This window comes from Bradyrhizobium sp. 187, assembly GCF_023101005.1.
Lineage (GTDB): Bacteria > Pseudomonadota > Alphaproteobacteria > Rhizobiales > Xanthobacteraceae > Bradyrhizobium > Bradyrhizobium canariense_D.
In genome coordinates this window covers 208,764-225,433 of the sequence record NZ_CP064694.1, presented here as the reverse complement: position 1 = coordinate 225,433, position 16,670 = coordinate 208,764, and the positions used below count along the sequence as shown (strand labels likewise).

Annotated in this window: 13 protein-coding genes and 4 pseudogenes; 1 reads left to right on the top strand and 16 read right to left on the bottom strand. The window is 63.1% G+C overall.

Features of this window, described 5'->3' with window-relative positions:
• Positions 1–45: 45 nt before the first annotated feature.
• From IVB19_RS38160 to IVB19_RS38130, 8 genes and pseudogenes are all read right to left on the bottom strand, one after another.
• Positions 46–947, bottom strand: a pseudogene (locus IVB19_RS38160) (terpene synthase family protein).
• Positions 944–2,490, bottom strand: a pseudogene (locus tag IVB19_RS38155) (hypothetical protein). Before IVB19_RS38155 ends, IVB19_RS38160 begins: the two co-directional pseudogenes overlap by 4 nt.
• Positions 2,491–2,768: 278 nt before the next feature.
• Positions 2,769–3,767 (bottom strand): polyprenyl synthetase family protein, encoded by a 999-nt coding sequence (locus IVB19_RS38150; RefSeq protein WP_247822290.1) that lies wholly within the window; start codon positions 3,765–3,767, stop codon positions 2,769–2,771.
• A 148-nt stretch (positions 3,768–3,915) separates the two neighbouring features.
• A complete protein-coding gene (locus IVB19_RS38145) occupies positions 3,916–5,253 on the bottom strand; it encodes a cytochrome P450 (RefSeq protein ID WP_247822289.1) in 1,338 nt (445 codons plus the stop codon).
• Positions 5,254–5,332: 79 nt separating this feature from the next.
• Positions 5,333–5,434 carry a hypothetical protein gene (locus tag IVB19_RS40925; protein WP_524536797.1) on the bottom strand — a complete coding sequence of 34 codons (102 nt, stop codon included), beginning with the start codon at positions 5,432–5,434 and terminating at the stop codon, positions 5,333–5,335.
• Between the two features lie 85 nt (positions 5,435–5,519).
• Positions 5,520–6,088 (bottom strand): annotated as a pseudogene (locus IVB19_RS38140) (SDR family NAD(P)-dependent oxidoreductase); the annotation flags it as partial.
• The gene (locus IVB19_RS38135; protein ID WP_247822243.1) at positions 6,075–6,383 is read right to left on the bottom strand and encodes a ferredoxin; all 309 of its coding nucleotides are present in this window, start codon (positions 6,381–6,383) and stop codon (positions 6,075–6,077) included. The pseudogene IVB19_RS38140 and the gene IVB19_RS38135, both read right to left, overlap by 14 nt.
• A complete protein-coding gene (locus IVB19_RS38130; RefSeq protein ID WP_247822288.1) occupies positions 6,329–7,675 on the bottom strand; it encodes a cytochrome P450 in 1,347 nt (448 codons plus the stop codon). The genes IVB19_RS38135 and IVB19_RS38130 overlap by 55 nt, the downstream gene beginning before the upstream one ends.
• Positions 7,676–8,104: 429 nt before the next feature.
• Here IVB19_RS38130 and IVB19_RS40920 point away from each other — a divergent pair.
• Positions 8,105–8,707, top strand: a pseudogene (locus IVB19_RS40920) (cation:proton antiporter domain-containing protein); the annotation flags it as partial.
• A gap of 138 nt (positions 8,708–8,845) precedes the next feature.
• On the opposite strand, the gene fdxB reads toward IVB19_RS40920, so the two are convergent.
• The 8 genes from fdxB to nifD form a co-directional block, all read right to left on the bottom strand.
• Positions 8,846–9,130 (bottom strand): ferredoxin III, nif-specific, encoded by a 285-nt coding sequence (gene fdxB / locus IVB19_RS38120; RefSeq protein WP_247822242.1) that lies wholly within the window; start codon positions 9,128–9,130, stop codon positions 8,846–8,848.
• A 2-nt stretch (positions 9,131–9,132) separates the two neighbouring features.
• Entirely contained in the window at positions 9,133–9,348 is a 216-nt protein-coding gene (locus tag IVB19_RS38115) for a CCE_0567 family metalloprotein (RefSeq protein WP_247822241.1), read from the bottom strand.
• Positions 9,349–9,355: 7 nt separating this feature from the next.
• A complete protein-coding gene (locus IVB19_RS38110) occupies positions 9,356–9,826 on the bottom strand; it encodes a NifX-associated nitrogen fixation protein (RefSeq protein ID WP_247822240.1) in 471 nt (156 codons plus the stop codon).
• A 10-nt stretch (positions 9,827–9,836) separates the two neighbouring features.
• On the bottom strand, positions 9,837–10,232 hold the full coding sequence (gene nifX / locus IVB19_RS38105) for a nitrogen fixation protein NifX (RefSeq protein WP_247822239.1): 396 nt from the start codon (positions 10,230–10,232) through the stop codon (positions 9,837–9,839).
• A gap of 22 nt (positions 10,233–10,254) precedes the next feature.
• The gene (gene nifN / locus IVB19_RS38100; RefSeq protein ID WP_247822238.1) at positions 10,255–11,634 is read right to left on the bottom strand and encodes a nitrogenase iron-molybdenum cofactor biosynthesis protein NifN; all 1,380 of its coding nucleotides are present in this window, start codon (positions 11,632–11,634) and stop codon (positions 10,255–10,257) included.
• A gap of 9 nt (positions 11,635–11,643) precedes the next feature.
• Positions 11,644–13,284, bottom strand: a complete 1,641-nt coding sequence (gene nifE / locus IVB19_RS38095; RefSeq protein WP_247822237.1) for a nitrogenase iron-molybdenum cofactor biosynthesis protein NifE — start codon at positions 13,282–13,284, stop codon at positions 11,644–11,646.
• 119 nt (positions 13,285–13,403) lie between these two features.
• Positions 13,404–14,963: a nitrogenase molybdenum-iron protein subunit beta gene (gene nifK, locus IVB19_RS38090; protein ID WP_247822287.1), complete on the bottom strand. Its 1,560-nt coding sequence runs from the start codon at positions 14,961–14,963 to the stop codon at positions 13,404–13,406.
• A gap of 81 nt (positions 14,964–15,044) precedes the next feature.
• Positions 15,045–16,547 carry a nitrogenase molybdenum-iron protein alpha chain gene (gene nifD, locus IVB19_RS38085; RefSeq protein WP_247822236.1) on the bottom strand — a complete coding sequence of 501 codons (1,503 nt, stop codon included), beginning with the start codon at positions 16,545–16,547 and terminating at the stop codon, positions 15,045–15,047.
• Between the last annotated feature and the right edge of the window lie 123 nt (positions 16,548–16,670).

Below are 16,670 nucleotides of genomic sequence, written 5' to 3'. Positions count from 1 at the left end.
GATCGGACCGACGCCAGCGCGCGCACGCCGCCGCCTCCCGCGCGTTCAGGCCGGCACATGCTGGCCTCCCCCGCAGCGTCGCTGCGGTAGCGGCTGGTCGAGGTCTGGTAGTACTGCGCGCGGATGGCCGCCATGGCATCGATCAACCGTCCCCACGGCGCTGGAAAGCGTTCTTCCGCCATCACCCGGTGCAGCATGCGCGTATGGCCGGCCAGCTCGTCGTTGAGGAACTCCACAGCAGGCATAGCCGGATAGCGCTGCAGCAGCAGGATGGCCGTGTTGTCGGCCTCGCCTGCCGACTTGTCCTTGTCGCGTCCATGCAGATCGTTCTGCAGGCGCCCTATCGTGCAGATGAGCCGCAGGACCCGGCGAAACGCCGGACGCGCGCGCAGAGTGGCCATGTCCAGCCCCCACAGCAACGACAGGCAACAACACACGTTCGTGTAGGCGATCGAATTGATGCCGTTGTGCAGGTACTCGGCGTAGGACCAGCGTTCCGTCCCTGCCGCCTGCGCGTGTCCTGCGCGCAGCGCCGCGCAGTAGCACCGGGTATCGTCAAGAAGCTGAGGATAATCGCGAGGATCGTAGGCGAGCCCGGCCAGCGAAGCGCGCAGAACAGCGCAGCCGTCAAATCCGGGGAGCGCGCACGGCACGCCCTGCCCCAGCGCCTGCTCCACCGCAGCGAGCTGCTCCGGCGCGATCAGACCAAGATCGTTGCAATCGTCGAGCCAGAACAGCAGCCCCAGTTCGCGATAGAACGCCACGATCAGCGTTTCGTCCTGCGGATCGCGGCCAGTGCGGGCGCTGGTGTCGCGCAGGGTCGGGTGGATGCGCTGCAGGATGTACTGACCGCCCCTGACGGCTTCCACGGCATGCTCGTCGGCGAACCCGGTCAGGGAATGCCCCCACTCCAGCACCTGCTGCAGCGCGCGTTCGGTCTGGATCATGGCGCCGCTCCTGCTCCCTCGGCCGCGACGCGCCGCCCCCAACGAAGCGCCAGCCAGAACCCGGCGAGTTCGGCCACGCGCACGACGCGGGTGGGGCAATACAGTTCCTTGCCGATCCACAGCGGCGTCTGCGGCAATGCATGCGCCGCATAGCGGGCGAGCATCCAATCCAGCGCACGCGACACCGCCTGCGCGATGCGCCGGCACCCTGTCGGCTCTTCGCTCCCCTCCATCAGGTAAAACGCGAACAGCGCATAGGCGGTTTCCTCGAATGTGGACGCGCGACCGGCGCCCCAGCCGCCGTCGTCGCGCTGCCCCTGCAGCAGCGCCGCGAGCGCGCGCTCGTCGCGCCAGTGGGGATTGCCTTGCGCCAGCGCAGCGACCGCATGCGCGGTGGGATACAGCCACGAAACGTGCCATTTTTCGTTGTCCCATACACCGTGCGGGTTGCGATTGGCCTCGACGTAGGCGCTGGTGCCGGCGGCGGGCTTTCCCAACAGTCGCAACGCACGCAGAGCATGGATGTTGGTCGACACCGAGGCATTGCGCTCGCCGGGGAAGGTGACGAACAGCTCGCCGAGCTCGAAATGGCGTAACGCATCGACCGCCGGGTCGCGGCCTGCAAGGCGCAGGACGCACAGCGCAACGGCGGTGTCGTCCGCATCGGCCGCGAAGTGCAAGGCCGGGCCCAGACCGTGCACGCCGAGGCGGGCGTCGAGCTGCGCGATGATCATGCGCACCGCCTCGGCGAGCGCGGGATGCGCGAACAGCCCGGCCAGATGCAAGGTGTACAGCGACCAGCATGGCTCGAACACATTGATCGGCCAGACGTTTGGAACGACACCTTCGATGCCGCTGCGCGTCGCCCGCGATGCCGCCTGCAGATACGCATCGGCGCGCCCGACCTGCGCCGTGCTCCCCTGTGTCACGGCGTGCGCACGACACGCGGCCGTGGCCGCCGGACTGATGCCGATGCTGCCGTCGTCATCAGGGCATGCGGTGGTCAGCGACGTCCCCCAGGCTTCCCAGGAGTGCAGCAACGGATGGCCGCTCGGCAACGTCGCCACCGCCGCCAGCTTGACCAGGCACGCCGCAACGGCAACAGCGCCGGGTGGCGCGGAAACGCCACGCCGCCCAGCGAGGATGCGGCCTCGCCGCACAACTGCGGCAGGATCAGCTCCGCGCCGATCGGCGCGTCTTCCGGCACCGTATGCGCGTAGGGATCGGGCTCGCGCTCGAGGAACCGGGTTGCAGCCTGAACTGCGTCGGCAGCGCCGGGAAGAGGATCGGCACGCTGCAATGCCAGCAACGCCGCCCACGTGGGCGCATGGCGGAACAGCGGGAAGTCCGCGCTTCCCCATCCGCCATCGGCTTGTTGCTGCCCGATGAGCCACGCGTATGCGTCCTGCCGACCGGTGACGTTGCCGCGGAACTGTAGAGCTCGCGCCGTGTCATAGACGGACGGGCCGACGCTGCCGCCGTCGCTCATCTCGCTCAGCAGGTGGCGCAATTCGGAAAGGATCCGCTCGGAAAGCGCGTTCACTTGGGATGTTCCTTCTGCAGACGGTCCGGGCAGACGCCGCGCACGTCGCCGCAGGCCCGTCGCGGGCCTGCGCATGGGCAGCGCCGGACGGTCGCCCTGCTCCGGCGCGACGCGCCGATGCTGGCGCCGGTCCGCCGCATAGGCTTGCGCGCAGCGCGCCGCCGCCGTACTGGGCACCCGCTGCGATCGCCACCGCGGACTCGGACACAGTGCAGCATGCATCGCTGCCGCCGGCCGGTCGCAGCGGCACAGGCGCGCCTTCATGCGGACGGGCGCGCTCATGCGCATGGCGCGTGCTCGAAGAGATACGCGTTGGCCCGCTGCAGCATCTGCGCCAAGCGTTCCGCACGTGGCCCAAGTGGGGCGATGGCCTCCCCGGCGTCGCGCAACAAATCCAGCGCGAACTGGCGCGCTGCCTGCAGCCCCATGATCGACGCGCAGGTCGGCTTCTGCGCCGCCGCGTCCTTGCCGGGGGTCTTGCCCAGCGTCGCGGTATCAGCTGTCGCGTCCAGAATGTCGTCGATCACCTGTAACGCCAGGCCGAAACAGGCGGTGTAGCGATCGAGCGCACAGTACAGCGCAGCGTGCGCGGCATCCTCCGCGATGGCGCATAGCGCGCCCATGCGAACGGACGCGCGCACTAGCGCTCCGCTCTTCATCCGGTGCATCGCCACGATCGTGTCGAGCTGGGCGTGCTTTCCGACCAGCGACAGATCCATGGCCTGCCCGCCTGCGGCACCCTCGGCGGACACCGCCTGCGCCAGTTCGCGCACGAGCGCGACACGGTTGTCGCCCGGCGCATCCAGGCTCGCCAGGGTTAGGAAGGCGTGCGCCTGCAGCGCATCGCCGACCAGGATCGCAGTGGCTTCGCCGTACTTGACGTGCACGGTCGGAAGGCCGCGGCGAAGCACGTCGTCGTCCATCGAGGGCAGGTCGTCGTGGACCAGGGTACAGGCATGCATCATCTCGATGGCGGCGCCGACGCCGTCGAGCATGTGCGCCGGCGTGTCGGCCAGTTCGCCGGCAGCCAGACAGAGCAAGGCGCGGGTGCGCTTCCCGCCATTCAAGGTGGCGTAGCGCATCGCCGCCATCAACTCGGTCTCACCGTCCTCTTCGGCGCAGAGAAGACGCGCCAGCGCCTGTTCGACCCGCTTTGCGCCGTCCTGGCTCCAGATCTCCGGCAGCAGCCTGCCGGATGCGCCGCGCACCTGCGCGCCCAATCCGCCGAGCGCGGATCCACCAGTTCGGTCGTCGTGTAGCGTAGAACCGGTCTGCATGTTGTTCATTTCCTTGTACCTGACACGGCCACGGCGAGCGCCGAGCCGCCGCGGTGTTGCCGGCCTCGCACCGAGCGCACGCGCCGAGTGCAGCAATGCCGCGCGTCGCCGGCGCCGCTGCCTCGCCGCACGAGGATGAGATGCGAGCTCATGAGAATCCGATGCGGATTGTCATGGACGGATGTGCGGTCGGGTAATAGCGCCGGCCTTTTTCGACGCCGCTCAGCAACCGTGGCCGCACCCCGGCCTTGTGCATGGTCAGCGCCAAGGCGATGCAGAACTGCACTAGTTCCAGCCATACCAAATGGTAGCCGATGCAGACGTGTGGGCCGGTACCGAACTGCAGCATGTCCACCGGCTGTATCGGCTCCGTGCGTTGCAGCCACCGCGCCAGGCGGAACTGATCAGGCGCCTCGTGCAGCAGCGCCGAGCTCGAGAAATGCAGCAGCGGGATGCACAGATGGGTGCCCGCGGGAATGCGCCGTTGGCCCAGTTGCAATTCCTGCAGCGCGCGACGCGGCAGGAGCGTGGTCGCCGGATGCACGCGCAGGGTCTCGCGGAACAGCGCCTCGGCGACCGGACACTGCGCCAGGTCCGCGTGCCGGGTCGGCACCGCGCCCACGCGTTGCGCCTCGTCGACCAGGGCGTCCCACAGCACAGGTTGCCGCGCCAGCTCGATCACCATCCAGGCCATCGTCGAGGCAGTGGTGTCGTGACCGGCAAGCAGCAGCAACCGGATATTGGCGACCAGGACGCCATCGGAGAGCGCATCATCGCTGCGATCGAAGGCGCTCACCATGTCGTTGATCAACCCGGTGCGCGCGGCATGCGCGCGCACGTCGCGGACGAACTGGCACAACTGCGCGTCGATCCAGTCGCGGGCGGCGCGGCCGCGCCGCAAGGGCAGTCCGGGTAGGTCGACCGGGGGCGCGACGATCAACTGCACCAGTTGCCGATACTTGCGATGCCATTCCGGCAGGTCATGCGCGGGGATTCCCATGAGGCTGAAGATGAGCTTGAGCATCAGGTCGCCGGTTTCGGGCAGGATGGTTACGTCGCCGCGGTCGCGCCACGCCTGCACCCGCGCTCGGATGACGGGCAGGAACAGGTCGCCGATGCCGGCCTGGGTCATGCCCTTGGGCAGGAACGCCGCCTTGATCGCATCGCGCGCCTGCCGGTGCGCGCCGCCGTCCTGGGTAACCAACGTTCCGCCAAGCAATTCGGGCGCGATCTCTTCGAGCAGCGCCGAGGACACGTCCTTGTGCCGGAGCACTGCGAACGCATCCGGATCCACGCAGGTCATCAGGTGTCCGGCAGGGCCGAAATCCAGCCAGAAGTGGCTGCCCAGCAGCCCTTCCGCGCGCCGCAGCAGGCGCGGCAGGTCGCAGACGATGGCGGGAAGATGCCCGACCAGGGGGAAAGCGCCGGGCACGACCGGGATGTCGTGCCGCAGCCGGTGCCGACGGTCCAGCGGGTTGAGCAGCATGTCCGTCAGCAGCGCGGCGCCGCGGCCACTTCGGCGGTGTGCCGGCAGGCCGCGCGGCGCGGCTGTTGCCACGCTCGGCCTACGTCGGCACATGCGCCAGCATGCCGCCGTCGATGCACACGACCTGGCCGGTGATGAACGCAGCATCGTCGTAGAGCAGGAATGCCACCAGCCCGGCCACGTCCCTCGGGGCAGCCGACGCGCGGCAGGAGCTCGTGCCGCCGCAGATGCCGTTGCATGCACTCGTCCAGCTTGGCGAGGAGACGCTCGGTCATGACGAGACCCGGCGTAATCGCGTTGCAGCGGATCAGCGCATCACCGTAATGGGTGGCGAGCGAGGCCCAGAGCATTTTCATCGCCGCCTTCGAGGCGGCGTAGGACGTCTGCGCGGGGTCAGCGCTGAGCCCCTGGCACGACCACATGTTGACGATAGCGCCACCGCCGCGAGCGATATGGCCTGCAGGCAGCAGAGCAGCGTGTCGCGCAGATTGGTCGCCATGCTCTGATCCGAGACCGCCAGGTCCAGGTCGAGGATCGCGCAGTGGCGCGGGGTCAGATGCATGTCGCTCGCGTTGTTCACCAGCAGGTCAACCCCAGCGAAGTGCCGCTCCGCCGTCTCGAGCAGCGCTGCCACCGACTGCGCGTCCGCGATGTCCATGGCCACGGCCAGCCGCGTGGCCCGCTTCGGCAGCGATCTGCGTAGTGCAGGCGATGCCCGCGGAGCCATCAATCTGGGCCGCCACCACTCTGCCGCCCAGGCGGGCGATGGCGAGGGCGCTGCCTTGCCGATGCCAGCGCCAGTCACCACGGCAACCTTGCCTTTAAACCGCGCCATCGTGTCCTCCTGGATTGCGTTGTTCTTTCGAGGCATGCCGCTCGGCCTCCCCCGGAGAAGGCGCAGGGTCGGCGCTGGCGCGCTCGTGATCGCCAGCGTCGCTTTCGATGACCCGAATGGCGGCGACTGGGCATTGGCTGGCCGCGAGCCGCACGGCGGCGTGCAGCGCCTGCGGGACCGTCGCCACGCACACTTCGGCCACGCCGTCCGGTTCGCGCTGGCGAAAGGCGCCCGGCAGCGTCAGCACGCACTGGCCGGAGGTTGCGCATAGATCCTGGTCGACCACAACGCGCATCTCAGCTCCCGTTGCCCACGCAGCCGCACCGGCAGCGCGCGGAACGTCCTAAGGAACTCGGAGGGCTCCCGGGTCGGCGGCTCGGCCAATGCCAGCGTGGGGAAGCGCGCCTGGATGCGCGGCAGGCTCTCGGCCAACTGCACCCTGGCCAGTTGCGCACCGACGCAGAAGCGGATGCCGTGGCCGAAGCTCAGCATGATCTTTCCGTCCGTCGACATGCCGGGACTGGTGCCGTAGAACCGCGCGGGATCAAAGCGGTCGGGATCAGCGAAGGCGTCCGGGTCGCGATTGCCGGCCGCGATCAGCACGCGCACGTCCGCGTTCTTCGGGATCACCACGCCGCCCAATTCGATGTCGCGCTGGGCGATACGCATAGTGGTGCTGAACATGACGGGCGAATCGCGGCGCAGGACTTCTTCGACGAATGCCTGCACCCCCACGGCGCCTCCCTGAAGCCAGTGCCGCTGTTCGGGATACGCCAGCATCGCCAACACCGCATGGTCGATGGTCGCAGCAGTGGTTGAGAAGCCGCCCAGCAGCATGCCCCAAAGCATGCTGATCAACTCCGCATCCGACAGCGTGTCGGCATCGTCGTCGTGTGCGCCGACCAGCATCGACACGATGTCGTGGCGGGGATCGGTGCGCTTACGCTGTATGAGGCCCCCGAAGTAGGCCTGCACCCTGGCGCTGGCCGCGTCCGCGGCGGCGAGCTGGGGGTCGCTGGCGTGCGGGCCCAGGCCTTTCAGAATGGGGTCGATGACGGCGGCGAGCCCGAACATGTCTTCCTGGGGCATGCCGAACAGTTCGGCCAAGACCAGCATGGGCAAGGCCAGCGCGAACTCCCGATGCAGGTCCACCGGCTCCCCGCGCTCCAGCGCGGGCGCCATGCGGTCCAGGCGCGCTGCGACGATGCGCGCGATGCTCGGCCGCAGGTTCTCGATCTGGCGCATGGTGAAATCGCGCGAGATCAGCCGGCGCAGACGCGTATGCGCCGGTGGGTCCTTCATCGCTATTGTAGACGCCAGCAGATTGAGTGACCGGCTGGTCGCCGCACGCGGAAAATAGCGCGCCAGTTCGCCCGGCGCCGGTGCCCGAAAGGCATCGCCCGTAGCCTTGAGCGCCCAGTAAATATCGGCGTGGCGGCTCAATAGAAAGAGGCCCGACGCCGCGCGATGCACCGGATCGTGCTCGCGCAACCATCGCATAAACGGATACGGGTCGTGGGTGCGCGCTGGCGACGCCAGTTCGGCGAAGGCGTCCCGGCATGCTGCCGTGGTTTCTTGCACGTCCATCTTCCTTACCTGTTGGCTGGCTGATCCGACCGGCACGCGCCAGGCGCTCGGGCAAACTGCTGAGAACATCGGGGCGATTTCGCCGAGGCCCCCTTCCCATAGAATGCTGCCTGATGCGGATTTGACATTTTGCTCTTCTTTCTTCGTTCCATCGATCGCAGTGTCATCCACGAAATGAAGGTCGGTCGGCGGCTCCCGGCTCGCAACGAAGGAGCTTCAAAACTCGTGCCAATTTGGCCGACCCAGCAGAAGGAAAGATCGTGATTGCTTTTCAGCGGATTAGCCTGAGGCCAGACAAAAGCTCGCGAACTAGGCCAGTGTCGCGGACCAACAAAGGCGACAAAACAGTGTCGGATAGTCGTCAGACGTCAGACTGGCGACACCTTCTTTATCAGTTCTCCTGAATGACGATTCCAGTTGCTGGAATATATGCGGCCTTTCGCAAGTGGACTGCTGTTGCAGGCAGGCCATAATGAAATCCGCGCACACGCGTTCCCAATGAGGGGTTGGGGCACGAGGCCCGCTTTTTTTTGCACGGGGCTTAGGTATGCTGATCCACTGTTTCGTCATCACCATTCGCGAACCTTGCAATTGAGCCAGAAGCGTCAGGCAAACGCGGGATCTCTGCCTTCGTCGCCACGCATCTGCTCGAAAGACATGCTCCAGATCGACTTCAGGTCCGTCGTCATGAACGGGACTGTTAGCATTCTTGCTCTTCGGGGGAGCGCTCCACGTCGATCTCGCAACGTTGGTAAGCCGCGCCGTACCCCCAATCGAGCTTGCCACCTTCGCCACGATCACGTCGACGTTTATCCTTGGCTTTCTATTCTGGCAGCCCGCTGGTCGCCTTGGTTAGTCGCTGCCGCTGTCTTGGCGCTGGTGTTTGGCGGCCTCATCAGCCTGACCGATCCGCTGGCGGTCATGGGTACGCTCAAAAAGGTAAAGACACCTGAAGTCTCGAGGTCGAGATGCAGGGCGAGTCACTCTTTCAACGACGGTGTCGGCATTGTCGTTTTCACGATCCTGCTGGCCTTCGCCGCCGGCGGTCCATGCGAGGTCGCGGCCCGATTCGGCAACTGCCGGCTTCACGCCATAACAGGTCGGATCTGGGAGTTCCCTACCAGCTTGTATCTGACAACTCACTCGTCGATCTCGTCGGAGAAAGCTGAATCAACCAGGTGGTGTGTGGGTCTGACAGTTTGTTGGGCACACCCGGGCGCAGGCGCTGCAGCCGATGCAAGCGCCTTCGTCGTTCAGCACCATGACCTTCTTTTCGAGCTCATCGTCGTCCTCGTCGAGATCGATGATCTCGCCACCCTCGCTTAGCCCCTTCAGCGTCATGACCTCACGGCCGCAGATCTTGTAGCAGCGGCCGCAGCCGATACACTTGTTGGGATCGATAGAAACCAGGTAGTCCGGCCTCCAATTGCGACCGTCGCGGGTCCTGAATGACATGGCTAACCGTCCGCTATGTTTCTTTTGTCCAGCGCCTCCAGATATTGGCGCTTGCTTTCGAGCTCGCTGAAGGCAGCGTGGGCTTTCTGGGCCACGCTCATGATCGACGACCAGTTGACCGGCAGCTCCTCGGAGAGGTCGTGGAGGTCCATCTTGGCCTGGGTCGCCTTGGCCGACAGCTTCTTTATTTCCGCTTTCAGAGTTTCGATATCGCTCACACTTGCCTCAACAACTCGCCAGTTCCGGGAACTTACGGATCATCTCAACGCCACTGTTGACGAATTTGTCGCCTTGATTGGCGAGATCAGAGAGATGGTCGAAACCAAAGCGATGCACGTCGCGCAGCTGCTTGCTCACGACAACGAGCCGGCCGCCGATCAGCACGATCCGACCGAACCCTTCGTGATGCATCTTCAGCATTGGCGAGATCATCACACCGGTGGCCGTCTCGATCGAGAGCGCAACGGCGTCGAAGAACAGCTCCAGCCGCCATGTCGTGTCCGGGTCGGGATTGCCGACGATCGGCAGCGCACGGCGCTTGCGCTTGTCGAGAACGTAGGGTTCGAGCAGCTCGAGATCCTTTTTGCCGTCCCAGGCGCCGTGGGTGTCCTGGGCGCGCCAGATCTTGATGAGCTCTTTCAGAAATGGCCCTTCCGCCGCGGCCGCGGGTGGAGCGACTTCAGACGGATCGGCCATCTTTGTTCCTTCAGGCTTCGAAATCCACCGGACGTTCCCGGCTTTTGGTGAGCAGCTTCCGCAGCCAGGGCGGCGGCGACCCCTTCAGCACGGTTTCGAGTTTGACGCAAAGGTCGTGGATGGGCTCTGGCTGCAGCACCTTCATCGGATGGATGTTCCTGGCGACGACTCGCGCAGCACCCGAGCCGCCAATCGCCGCAACATAGAGGATTGCGCACTCCCTGATCGCCTCGACCTTCGGCGCGAGCTTATCCTCATTGCCGTCTTCGGTGAGGTCACCGTCAAACTGGATCGCCTCAATAAACCGATGCCCGTCCGGGCCGACCTCGTAGATCGCAATGTTCTTGGCCCAGCCGAAGTGGGCATCGACGTGCTTCAAATCCTGAGTGGCGAATGCAACTTTCATCCGGGTTGTTTTCTTTCCCTGCTCAATGCAACTGGGGCTGGACCTGCGGGCCGCCGCAGGTTGATCGCCAGGTGTCGGGCGTCGGCCCATGGTTGGCTTCGCGGTCAGTGATGATCAGATTGGCGATGTCAAAGATCAAATCGCGCGTGCCGCGATAGCCAACGATCGTAAGGTGCGCAGCCCCAACGCGATCGAACATAGGAAAGCCTACCCGGAAGAACGGGACATTGAGTCGCGAAGCGGCCTGGCGACCATGTGAATGCGACATCAAGAGGTCGCAGTCACGCGACCTGGCAAGCTCTTCAAGGTCCTCCAGATCGCCGATCAGGACGTCCTCGGTCCTGACCCGCTGGAGCACCGGTGAGTTCGTCGTCGTTACCGCAGCACTTACCTGTGCGCCCATCTCGTGGAGCAAGCTGGAGAGATCGAATAACAAGTCCGGCTCGGCGCCGATCGCGAGCTTGCGGCCGCCGATATGGAAATGTGCATCCAGCATGGCGTCTGCCAGCTGTCCACGCTGCCGGCGATATTTCCAGGGCACCGACCGGCCGCTGATCTGGCTCAGGAAGGCGATGAATTCGTCATTTGGGATAAGGCCACAGAGCCGCTCGAACAGGCGGAACGGCGTGCCTGTCCGCACCTGCATGGCCTCGGCCGCACGGCGCATTTGCGCACCGATCGCGATCGTCCAGGCCACCTGCCCCATGGTCGCAATCTCGTCCACTCCAATGCCCCCGTTCGTGGTGGGCGTGAATTCGTCGGGGATGTGACCGTCCAGCGAACCGGCGACGTCCGGCAGGAACGAGGGCTTGAGGCCAAAATCCTCAAAAATCGTGCGAAGCTCGTCGAGATCGCCGGGCGTGAGGTGGCATCCAGATAGCACGTTGACGCGGGAGATATCGCGCGGTTTCGCTGTGTCGACGGGAGCCACAAGCATCTCGATCATCCGCGCCACTGTCTTGCTCCAGCCATCCTGAAAGGCATCCTTGAAATCCGGGGTCGAGACGTAGACAAGGGGGAGCTTTTCGAGCTTCGGATGCTTCTGTCGGATCAACCGGATGAATGCTTCGACATCATCGCCGTTGGTCTCGGTGACGCCAGTTGAATTGATACCAATGATCTCGGGCTCGACGCGATTGTAGATGTTGAGGATCGCCTGTTCGAGATTCTCGTGGCCACCGAGCACGGTGGCAACCTCGCTCATGGCGGTCGTCTGCATCGGCACGGCTTCATTGAAATGGCGCACGAACAGCGTTAGCCCGAAGGAGGTGCAACCTTGCGGGCCGTGCAAAAGCGGCATCGCGCCGCGCAGGCCCAGGAAGGCAAATGAGCCGCCGATCGGCTGGCTCATTTTGAGCGGATTGACCGAACAGGCTTTCTTCGAGGTAGTAACGATCGCCATGTCGTTCCCCTACTCCGCCGCCTGCAGCGCCGGCGGCTGCTGATCGGAACGAATGTCCTTACAAGCAACGCACCGTGCGGTGGAATTGGTGCACGGCTTGGCGGGCTTGGCGAGGTTCGGGCCATGCGCCGCAATCGCGCTCTCGCCACCGCTGGCCTCACTTTCACTGGAGAGACTTATCGTATCGACGCCGTTCTTGCTCGCGTCTCGAACTGGATCAGCGGCTTGCGCATATATCTGCGCAACCGGCCTTGCCTGACGCTTTCGGTCGAACTCATCCCATGGGGCGGCTTGGCGGAGCTGATCCCATATCGGATTGTAGAGCGCTTTCTCGATCTCCTCCATGAGCTTGACAATCCCGATATAGCCCATATAGGCGTGGCAGCGCTCCTGGTTGATATCGAGCCACGGCATCGCCGCCTTTAGTGCGACGAATTGCGACTTGCCGCCGGAGAGCATGATGTCGGCTTTTGCGTCCTTTAGCATCTTGTAGATCTCGCGAGGCGACATGTCGTCGATCATGTGGGCGTGCTGGCCCATTAATTCCTTGATACGTTCCTTGTCCTTCTTGGTCGATTTCTTCACGGACGTGCCGACGATCTCGAGCCCGGCCTCTTGCAAAGCGGCCACCATCGACCAGGATTTCACGCCACCGGTGATGAGAACAACCCTCTTGGCGGCAAAGCGTGGCTTGAAACGTTCAATCGCAGCCCAGGCTTTGGTCTCTTCGCGTGCGATCAGGGCTTCTGTGCGTTCCATCAGCTCAGCCGGCGCGCCGCGTTCGATCAGCATGCGCGCGATCTGGCGTAGTGAATCGCTGGAATCCTCAATACCATAGAACGAGCCTTCAAAAAACGGGATGCCGTAACGCTGCCTCATCTTGCGTGCGACGCTGATCATTGCCTTTGAGCAGACCATCATCGCGGCTTTGGCTCGGTGCGAATAAGCCACCTCGCGATACTTGCCGTCGCCCGAGATGCACGACAGGATCCGGATTCCGAGCTCATCGAGCAGCGGCTTGACCTGCCAGAGCTCGCCGGAGAGGTTGTATTCGCCGATGATGTTGATGTCATACGCAGTGGTGTAATCGGGCTCTCCGGTACCGATGACGTGCTCCAGTAGTGCTTCGCCTGCGAGCTTGTTGCCAAGGTTCTTCGACCCCACAAATCCCGGGGCATTGATGGGAATGACCGGTTTGCCAAGTTTGGCGGAGGCTGCCTTGCAGACCGCGTCGATGTCGTCACCAATCATTGCGGGCACGCATGTCTGGTAGACGAAGATGGCCTGCGGGTCGTATTTCTCTGTGATCTCCTTGACTGCCCTGTACAGCCGCTTCTCGCCGCCGAACACGATGTCGGTCTCGCTCATGTCCGTGGTGAAGCTTCTGCGCCACAGATCGGAGCCGGAGGAGGCGGAACCGCGATTGTCCCAAGAATTGCCCTCACAGGCGATTGGGCCATGCACAAGATGGGCGACGTCGGTGAAGGGCTGCAGTGCGACTTTGGCGCCATCGAAGGCACACCCACCGGCGACGCCGCCCGGCTTCAGCTGCTTGGTGCATCCATTCTTGCGCTCGACGTTCGACTTGCTCGCGTTCCTGGCGCAGCCCGGTTCGAAGACGTCCTGTATGGTCGTGGGAAGCGAAGTCATGGTGTCTCTTTCGGGGATGTCAAGACATCCGCACAGACCAAGAGGATGGGCCGGCGGATAACCTGTGATCCCCGCCACAGCGCCGCTGTTCCTGCGGACGATGAGGCGGGGCGCTCGCCTTAGCGTATGATGTCGAAGCTGTAGTCTGTCTTACCGACCGAGCTGGTTTTTCTATCGATCTCATCAAAGATCTTGTCGAGAATCTTGACCAGCACATTCATGCTACCCTGATAGCCCCACACTGGATAACGATGGTGATGATGGCGATCGAAGATGGGAAACCCGATGCGGATTAGCGGCGTTCCAGTGTCACGCTCGAGATACTTGCCGTAGGTGCTACCGATCAGGAAATCGACTGGTTCTGTGAACAGGAGCGAACGCATGTGCCAGAGATCCTTGCCCGGGAAGGCGCGGCAGTTTTTACCGAACGGCGAGCTCGCGAACAACGCCTGCATCTTCTGCTCCCAGGCCTTACTCCCGTTGGTCGAGAGCACGTGCCTTGGCTCAGCGCCAAGCTCCAGCAAGAATGCGGCCAGGCCATAGCAGAGGTCGGGATCGCCGTAGATCGCGAACTTCTTGCCGTGAACGTGCGCGCTAGAGTCAGCCATTGCGTCTACCAGACGCCCGCGCTCCCGCTCCAGCGCATTTGGAATTGCTTTGTTGGTGATACGCGACAGCGTCATCAGGAAATCGTCCGTAGCGCTGACACCCAGCGGGTGATTGAAGGCGACGACCTCCTGGTCGTGCCCCTTGATGAAGGGCAACGTCTTCTCCGTACAATATTGCTGCATGGAAATGGTTGCCTTCGCATGGACTGCGTTCGCGGCATCCTCCAGTGTGGTGCCGCCATCATACATGCGGAACTCGCCGTCGGTGGGGGTATCGAACACATCACTATTATCCGCGAGGATCGTGTAGCCGATCCCCATCAGCTCGAAGATGCGCTTTATCTCACGGATGTTTCCGACAGTGTAGCCGTCGAAGCCACCGATGAAGTTGATCCAGTTGTTCGCTTTGCGCTGGAGTTTAGGCGCCGTGCCGGCTTTGCCATCCCAGAAATGCTCGAGGATACCCTTGAGCGTGTTGTCGTAGCCCGTAATGTGGCTACCGACGAATGCAGGAGTGTGAGCGAATGGTACGTCGTAGTCCGCGGGGACTGAACCTTTTTCCTTTGATGTTTTGATGAAGGCGTTGAGGTCGTCGCCAATGACTTCCGCCATGCAGGTCGTGGCGACCGCGATCATCTTCGGCTTGTACATGTTGTAGCTGTTGGCAAGCCCGTCGGTCAGGTTGTTGAGCCCCCCGAACACAGCCGCGTCTTCCGTCATGGACGAGGAGACGCACGAGGTCGGCTCCTTGAAGTGCCGCGACAAATGGCTGCGATAATACGCGACGCAACCCTGGGAGCCGTGGACGAACGGCAGTGTGCGCTCGAACCCAAGCGCGGCGAACACCGCACCTAGCGGCTGGCAAGCCTTCGCCGGATTAACGGTTAGCGCCTCGCGGGCGAAGTTCTTCTCGCGATATTCGGGCGTCTTGGACCATTCTCTGATACGGTCGACTTCGGCGGGATCATGCGGATTCTCAAATAGCGCCTTCTTATTGGCCAGCATCCGCTGGTATTCGTCTCCCCGGAAAAGCTCAGAGTGGTCGAGGATGTGTTCGGCGTTCTGTGTCATCATGGCACTCTTCAGGTTCTTGTGTTCGTTCTCCTGCCCTTCCCCTCCTCTGTGGAAGAAAGGGCCCAGGCGTCGGCTTTCCTATTCCGCCGCCATGAGGCTCGGCCGCGGAGCGTCCTTCCAAGGTGCGGTGGTCTTCCCCCAGATCGGGGAGTTGATTGCCATGTCCATGTCTCGGGCGAAGATCGCGAAGCCGTCGTAGCCGTGGTAAGGACCCGAGTAGTCCCAGGAATGCATTTGGCGGAACGGCACGCCCATTTTTTGGAAGACGTATTTTTCCTTGATACCGGAGCCAACGAGGTCGGGCCGGATCTTTTCTACGAAGCGCTCGAATTCGTAGCCGGTGACATCGTCGTAGATCAGCGTGCCGTCCTTGACGTAGTGTTGGGCGGTGCGCTGATAGTCGTCGTTGTGACCGAACTCATAGCCTGTGCCGACAACATCCATCCCGAGGTCCTCATAGGCGCCGATGACGTGGCGAGGACGTAGGCCGCCGACGAACAGCATTACGGTCTTGCCATCGAGCCGCGGCCGGTATTTCGCCGTGACCGCATCGACCAGCGGCTGATATTTCGCAATGACGCGCTCGGCGCCCTCCTTGATCTTATCATCGAAGAAGCTTGCAATTTTGCGCAGCGACTCCGCGATTTTGGAAGGCCCGAAGAAGTTGTACTCGCACCAGGGAATCCCGAATTTTTCCTCCATGTGCCGTGAGATGTAGTTCATCGAGCGATAGCAATGCAATATGTTGAGCTTCGCTTTCGGCGTCGCCTCCAATTCAGCGAGAGATCCATCCCCGGACCACTGGGCGATGACGCGCAGGCCCATTTCTTCGAGCAGGATCCGTGACGACCAGGCGTCGCCGCCGATGTTGTAGTCGCCGATGATGGCAACGTCATACGGGGTCGGCTCAAATTTAGAGCTGGCTTCTGGGGCGCTCTTGTCGAAGATCCAATCTCGAACGGCGTCGTTCGCGATGTGGTGGCCGAGCGATTGTGACACGCCACGAAAACCCTCGCACCGCACAGGCACGATGGTCTTGCCGCCATATTCCTTTGACTTTTCTCTGGAGACTGCCTCGATATCGTCACCGATCAAGCCAATCGGACATTCGGACTGAATGGTGATGCCGCTGTTGAGAGGAAACAGCTCCTGCAGCTCGTCGATGAGTTTGGTGACCTTTTTATCGCCGCCGAACACGATATCCTTTTCCTGGAAATCGGAAGTGAACTGCAGTGTCACGAACGTGTCGATGCCAGTCGTGCCGACGTAGTAGTTGCGCCGCGAGCCCCATGAGTACTGACCACAGCCGACCGGACCGTGGCTAATGTGGATCATGTCCTTGATCGGCCCCCAGACGACGCCCTTGGAGCCCGCGTAGGCGCAGCCGCGGATGGTCATTACGCCCGGAATGGACTTGATATTCGACTTGACGCCACAATCCGACTTCCCCGCCTCGTGAACACTCAGATGCTTGGCGCGCCTTTTGGCGGTCTTCTCTGGGTAGACCTTCAACACCTCATCGATTAGCTGCTTGTTGCGCGCCTTGATCTCTGCGACGCTTTCGGTAGTTGCTCGGCTCATACAAATTTCCTTTCGATTGTCGTCTCAAATGAAGATGCGGCGCTTTTCCGACGGATTTCCGATCCGGCGTTGAGGTGTAAAGCGTGCAATCTCCCTGGCCAGTCCTACCGAACGCAACTTCGC

Coding starts and splice junctions, on each gene's coding strand:
- IVB19_RS38150 (WP_247822290.1), bottom strand. CDS start 3,767: ATGCAGACCGGTTCTACGCTACACGACGACCGAACTGGTGGATCCGCG.
- IVB19_RS38145 (WP_247822289.1), bottom strand. CDS start 5,253: ATGCTGCTCAACCCGCTGGACCGTCGGCACCGGCTGCGGCACGACATC.
- IVB19_RS38135 (WP_247822243.1), bottom strand. CDS start 6,383: ATGCGCGTTGTGGTCGACCAGGATCTATGCGCAACCTCCGGCCAGTGC.
- IVB19_RS38130 (WP_247822288.1), bottom strand. CDS start 7,675: ATGGACGTGCAAGAAACCACGGCAGCATGCCGGGACGCCTTCGCCGAA.
- fdxB (WP_247822242.1), bottom strand. CDS start 9,130: ATGTCATTCAGGACCCGCGACGGTCGCAATTGGAGGCCGGACTACCTG.
- IVB19_RS38110 (WP_247822240.1), bottom strand. CDS start 9,826: ATGGCCGATCCGTCTGAAGTCGCTCCACCCGCGGCCGCGGCGGAAGGG.
- nifX (WP_247822239.1), bottom strand. CDS start 10,232: ATGAAAGTTGCATTCGCCACTCAGGATTTGAAGCACGTCGATGCCCAC.
- nifN (WP_247822238.1), bottom strand. CDS start 11,634: ATGGCGATCGTTACTACCTCGAAGAAAGCCTGTTCGGTCAATCCGCTC.
- nifE (WP_247822237.1), bottom strand. CDS start 13,284: ATGACTTCGCTTCCCACGACCATACAGGACGTCTTCGAACCGGGCTGC.
- nifK (WP_247822287.1), bottom strand. CDS start 14,963: ATGACACAGAACGCCGAACACATCCTCGACCACTCTGAGCTTTTCCGG.
- nifD (WP_247822236.1), bottom strand. CDS start 16,547: ATGAGCCGAGCAACTACCGAAAGCGTCGCAGAGATCAAGGCGCGCAAC.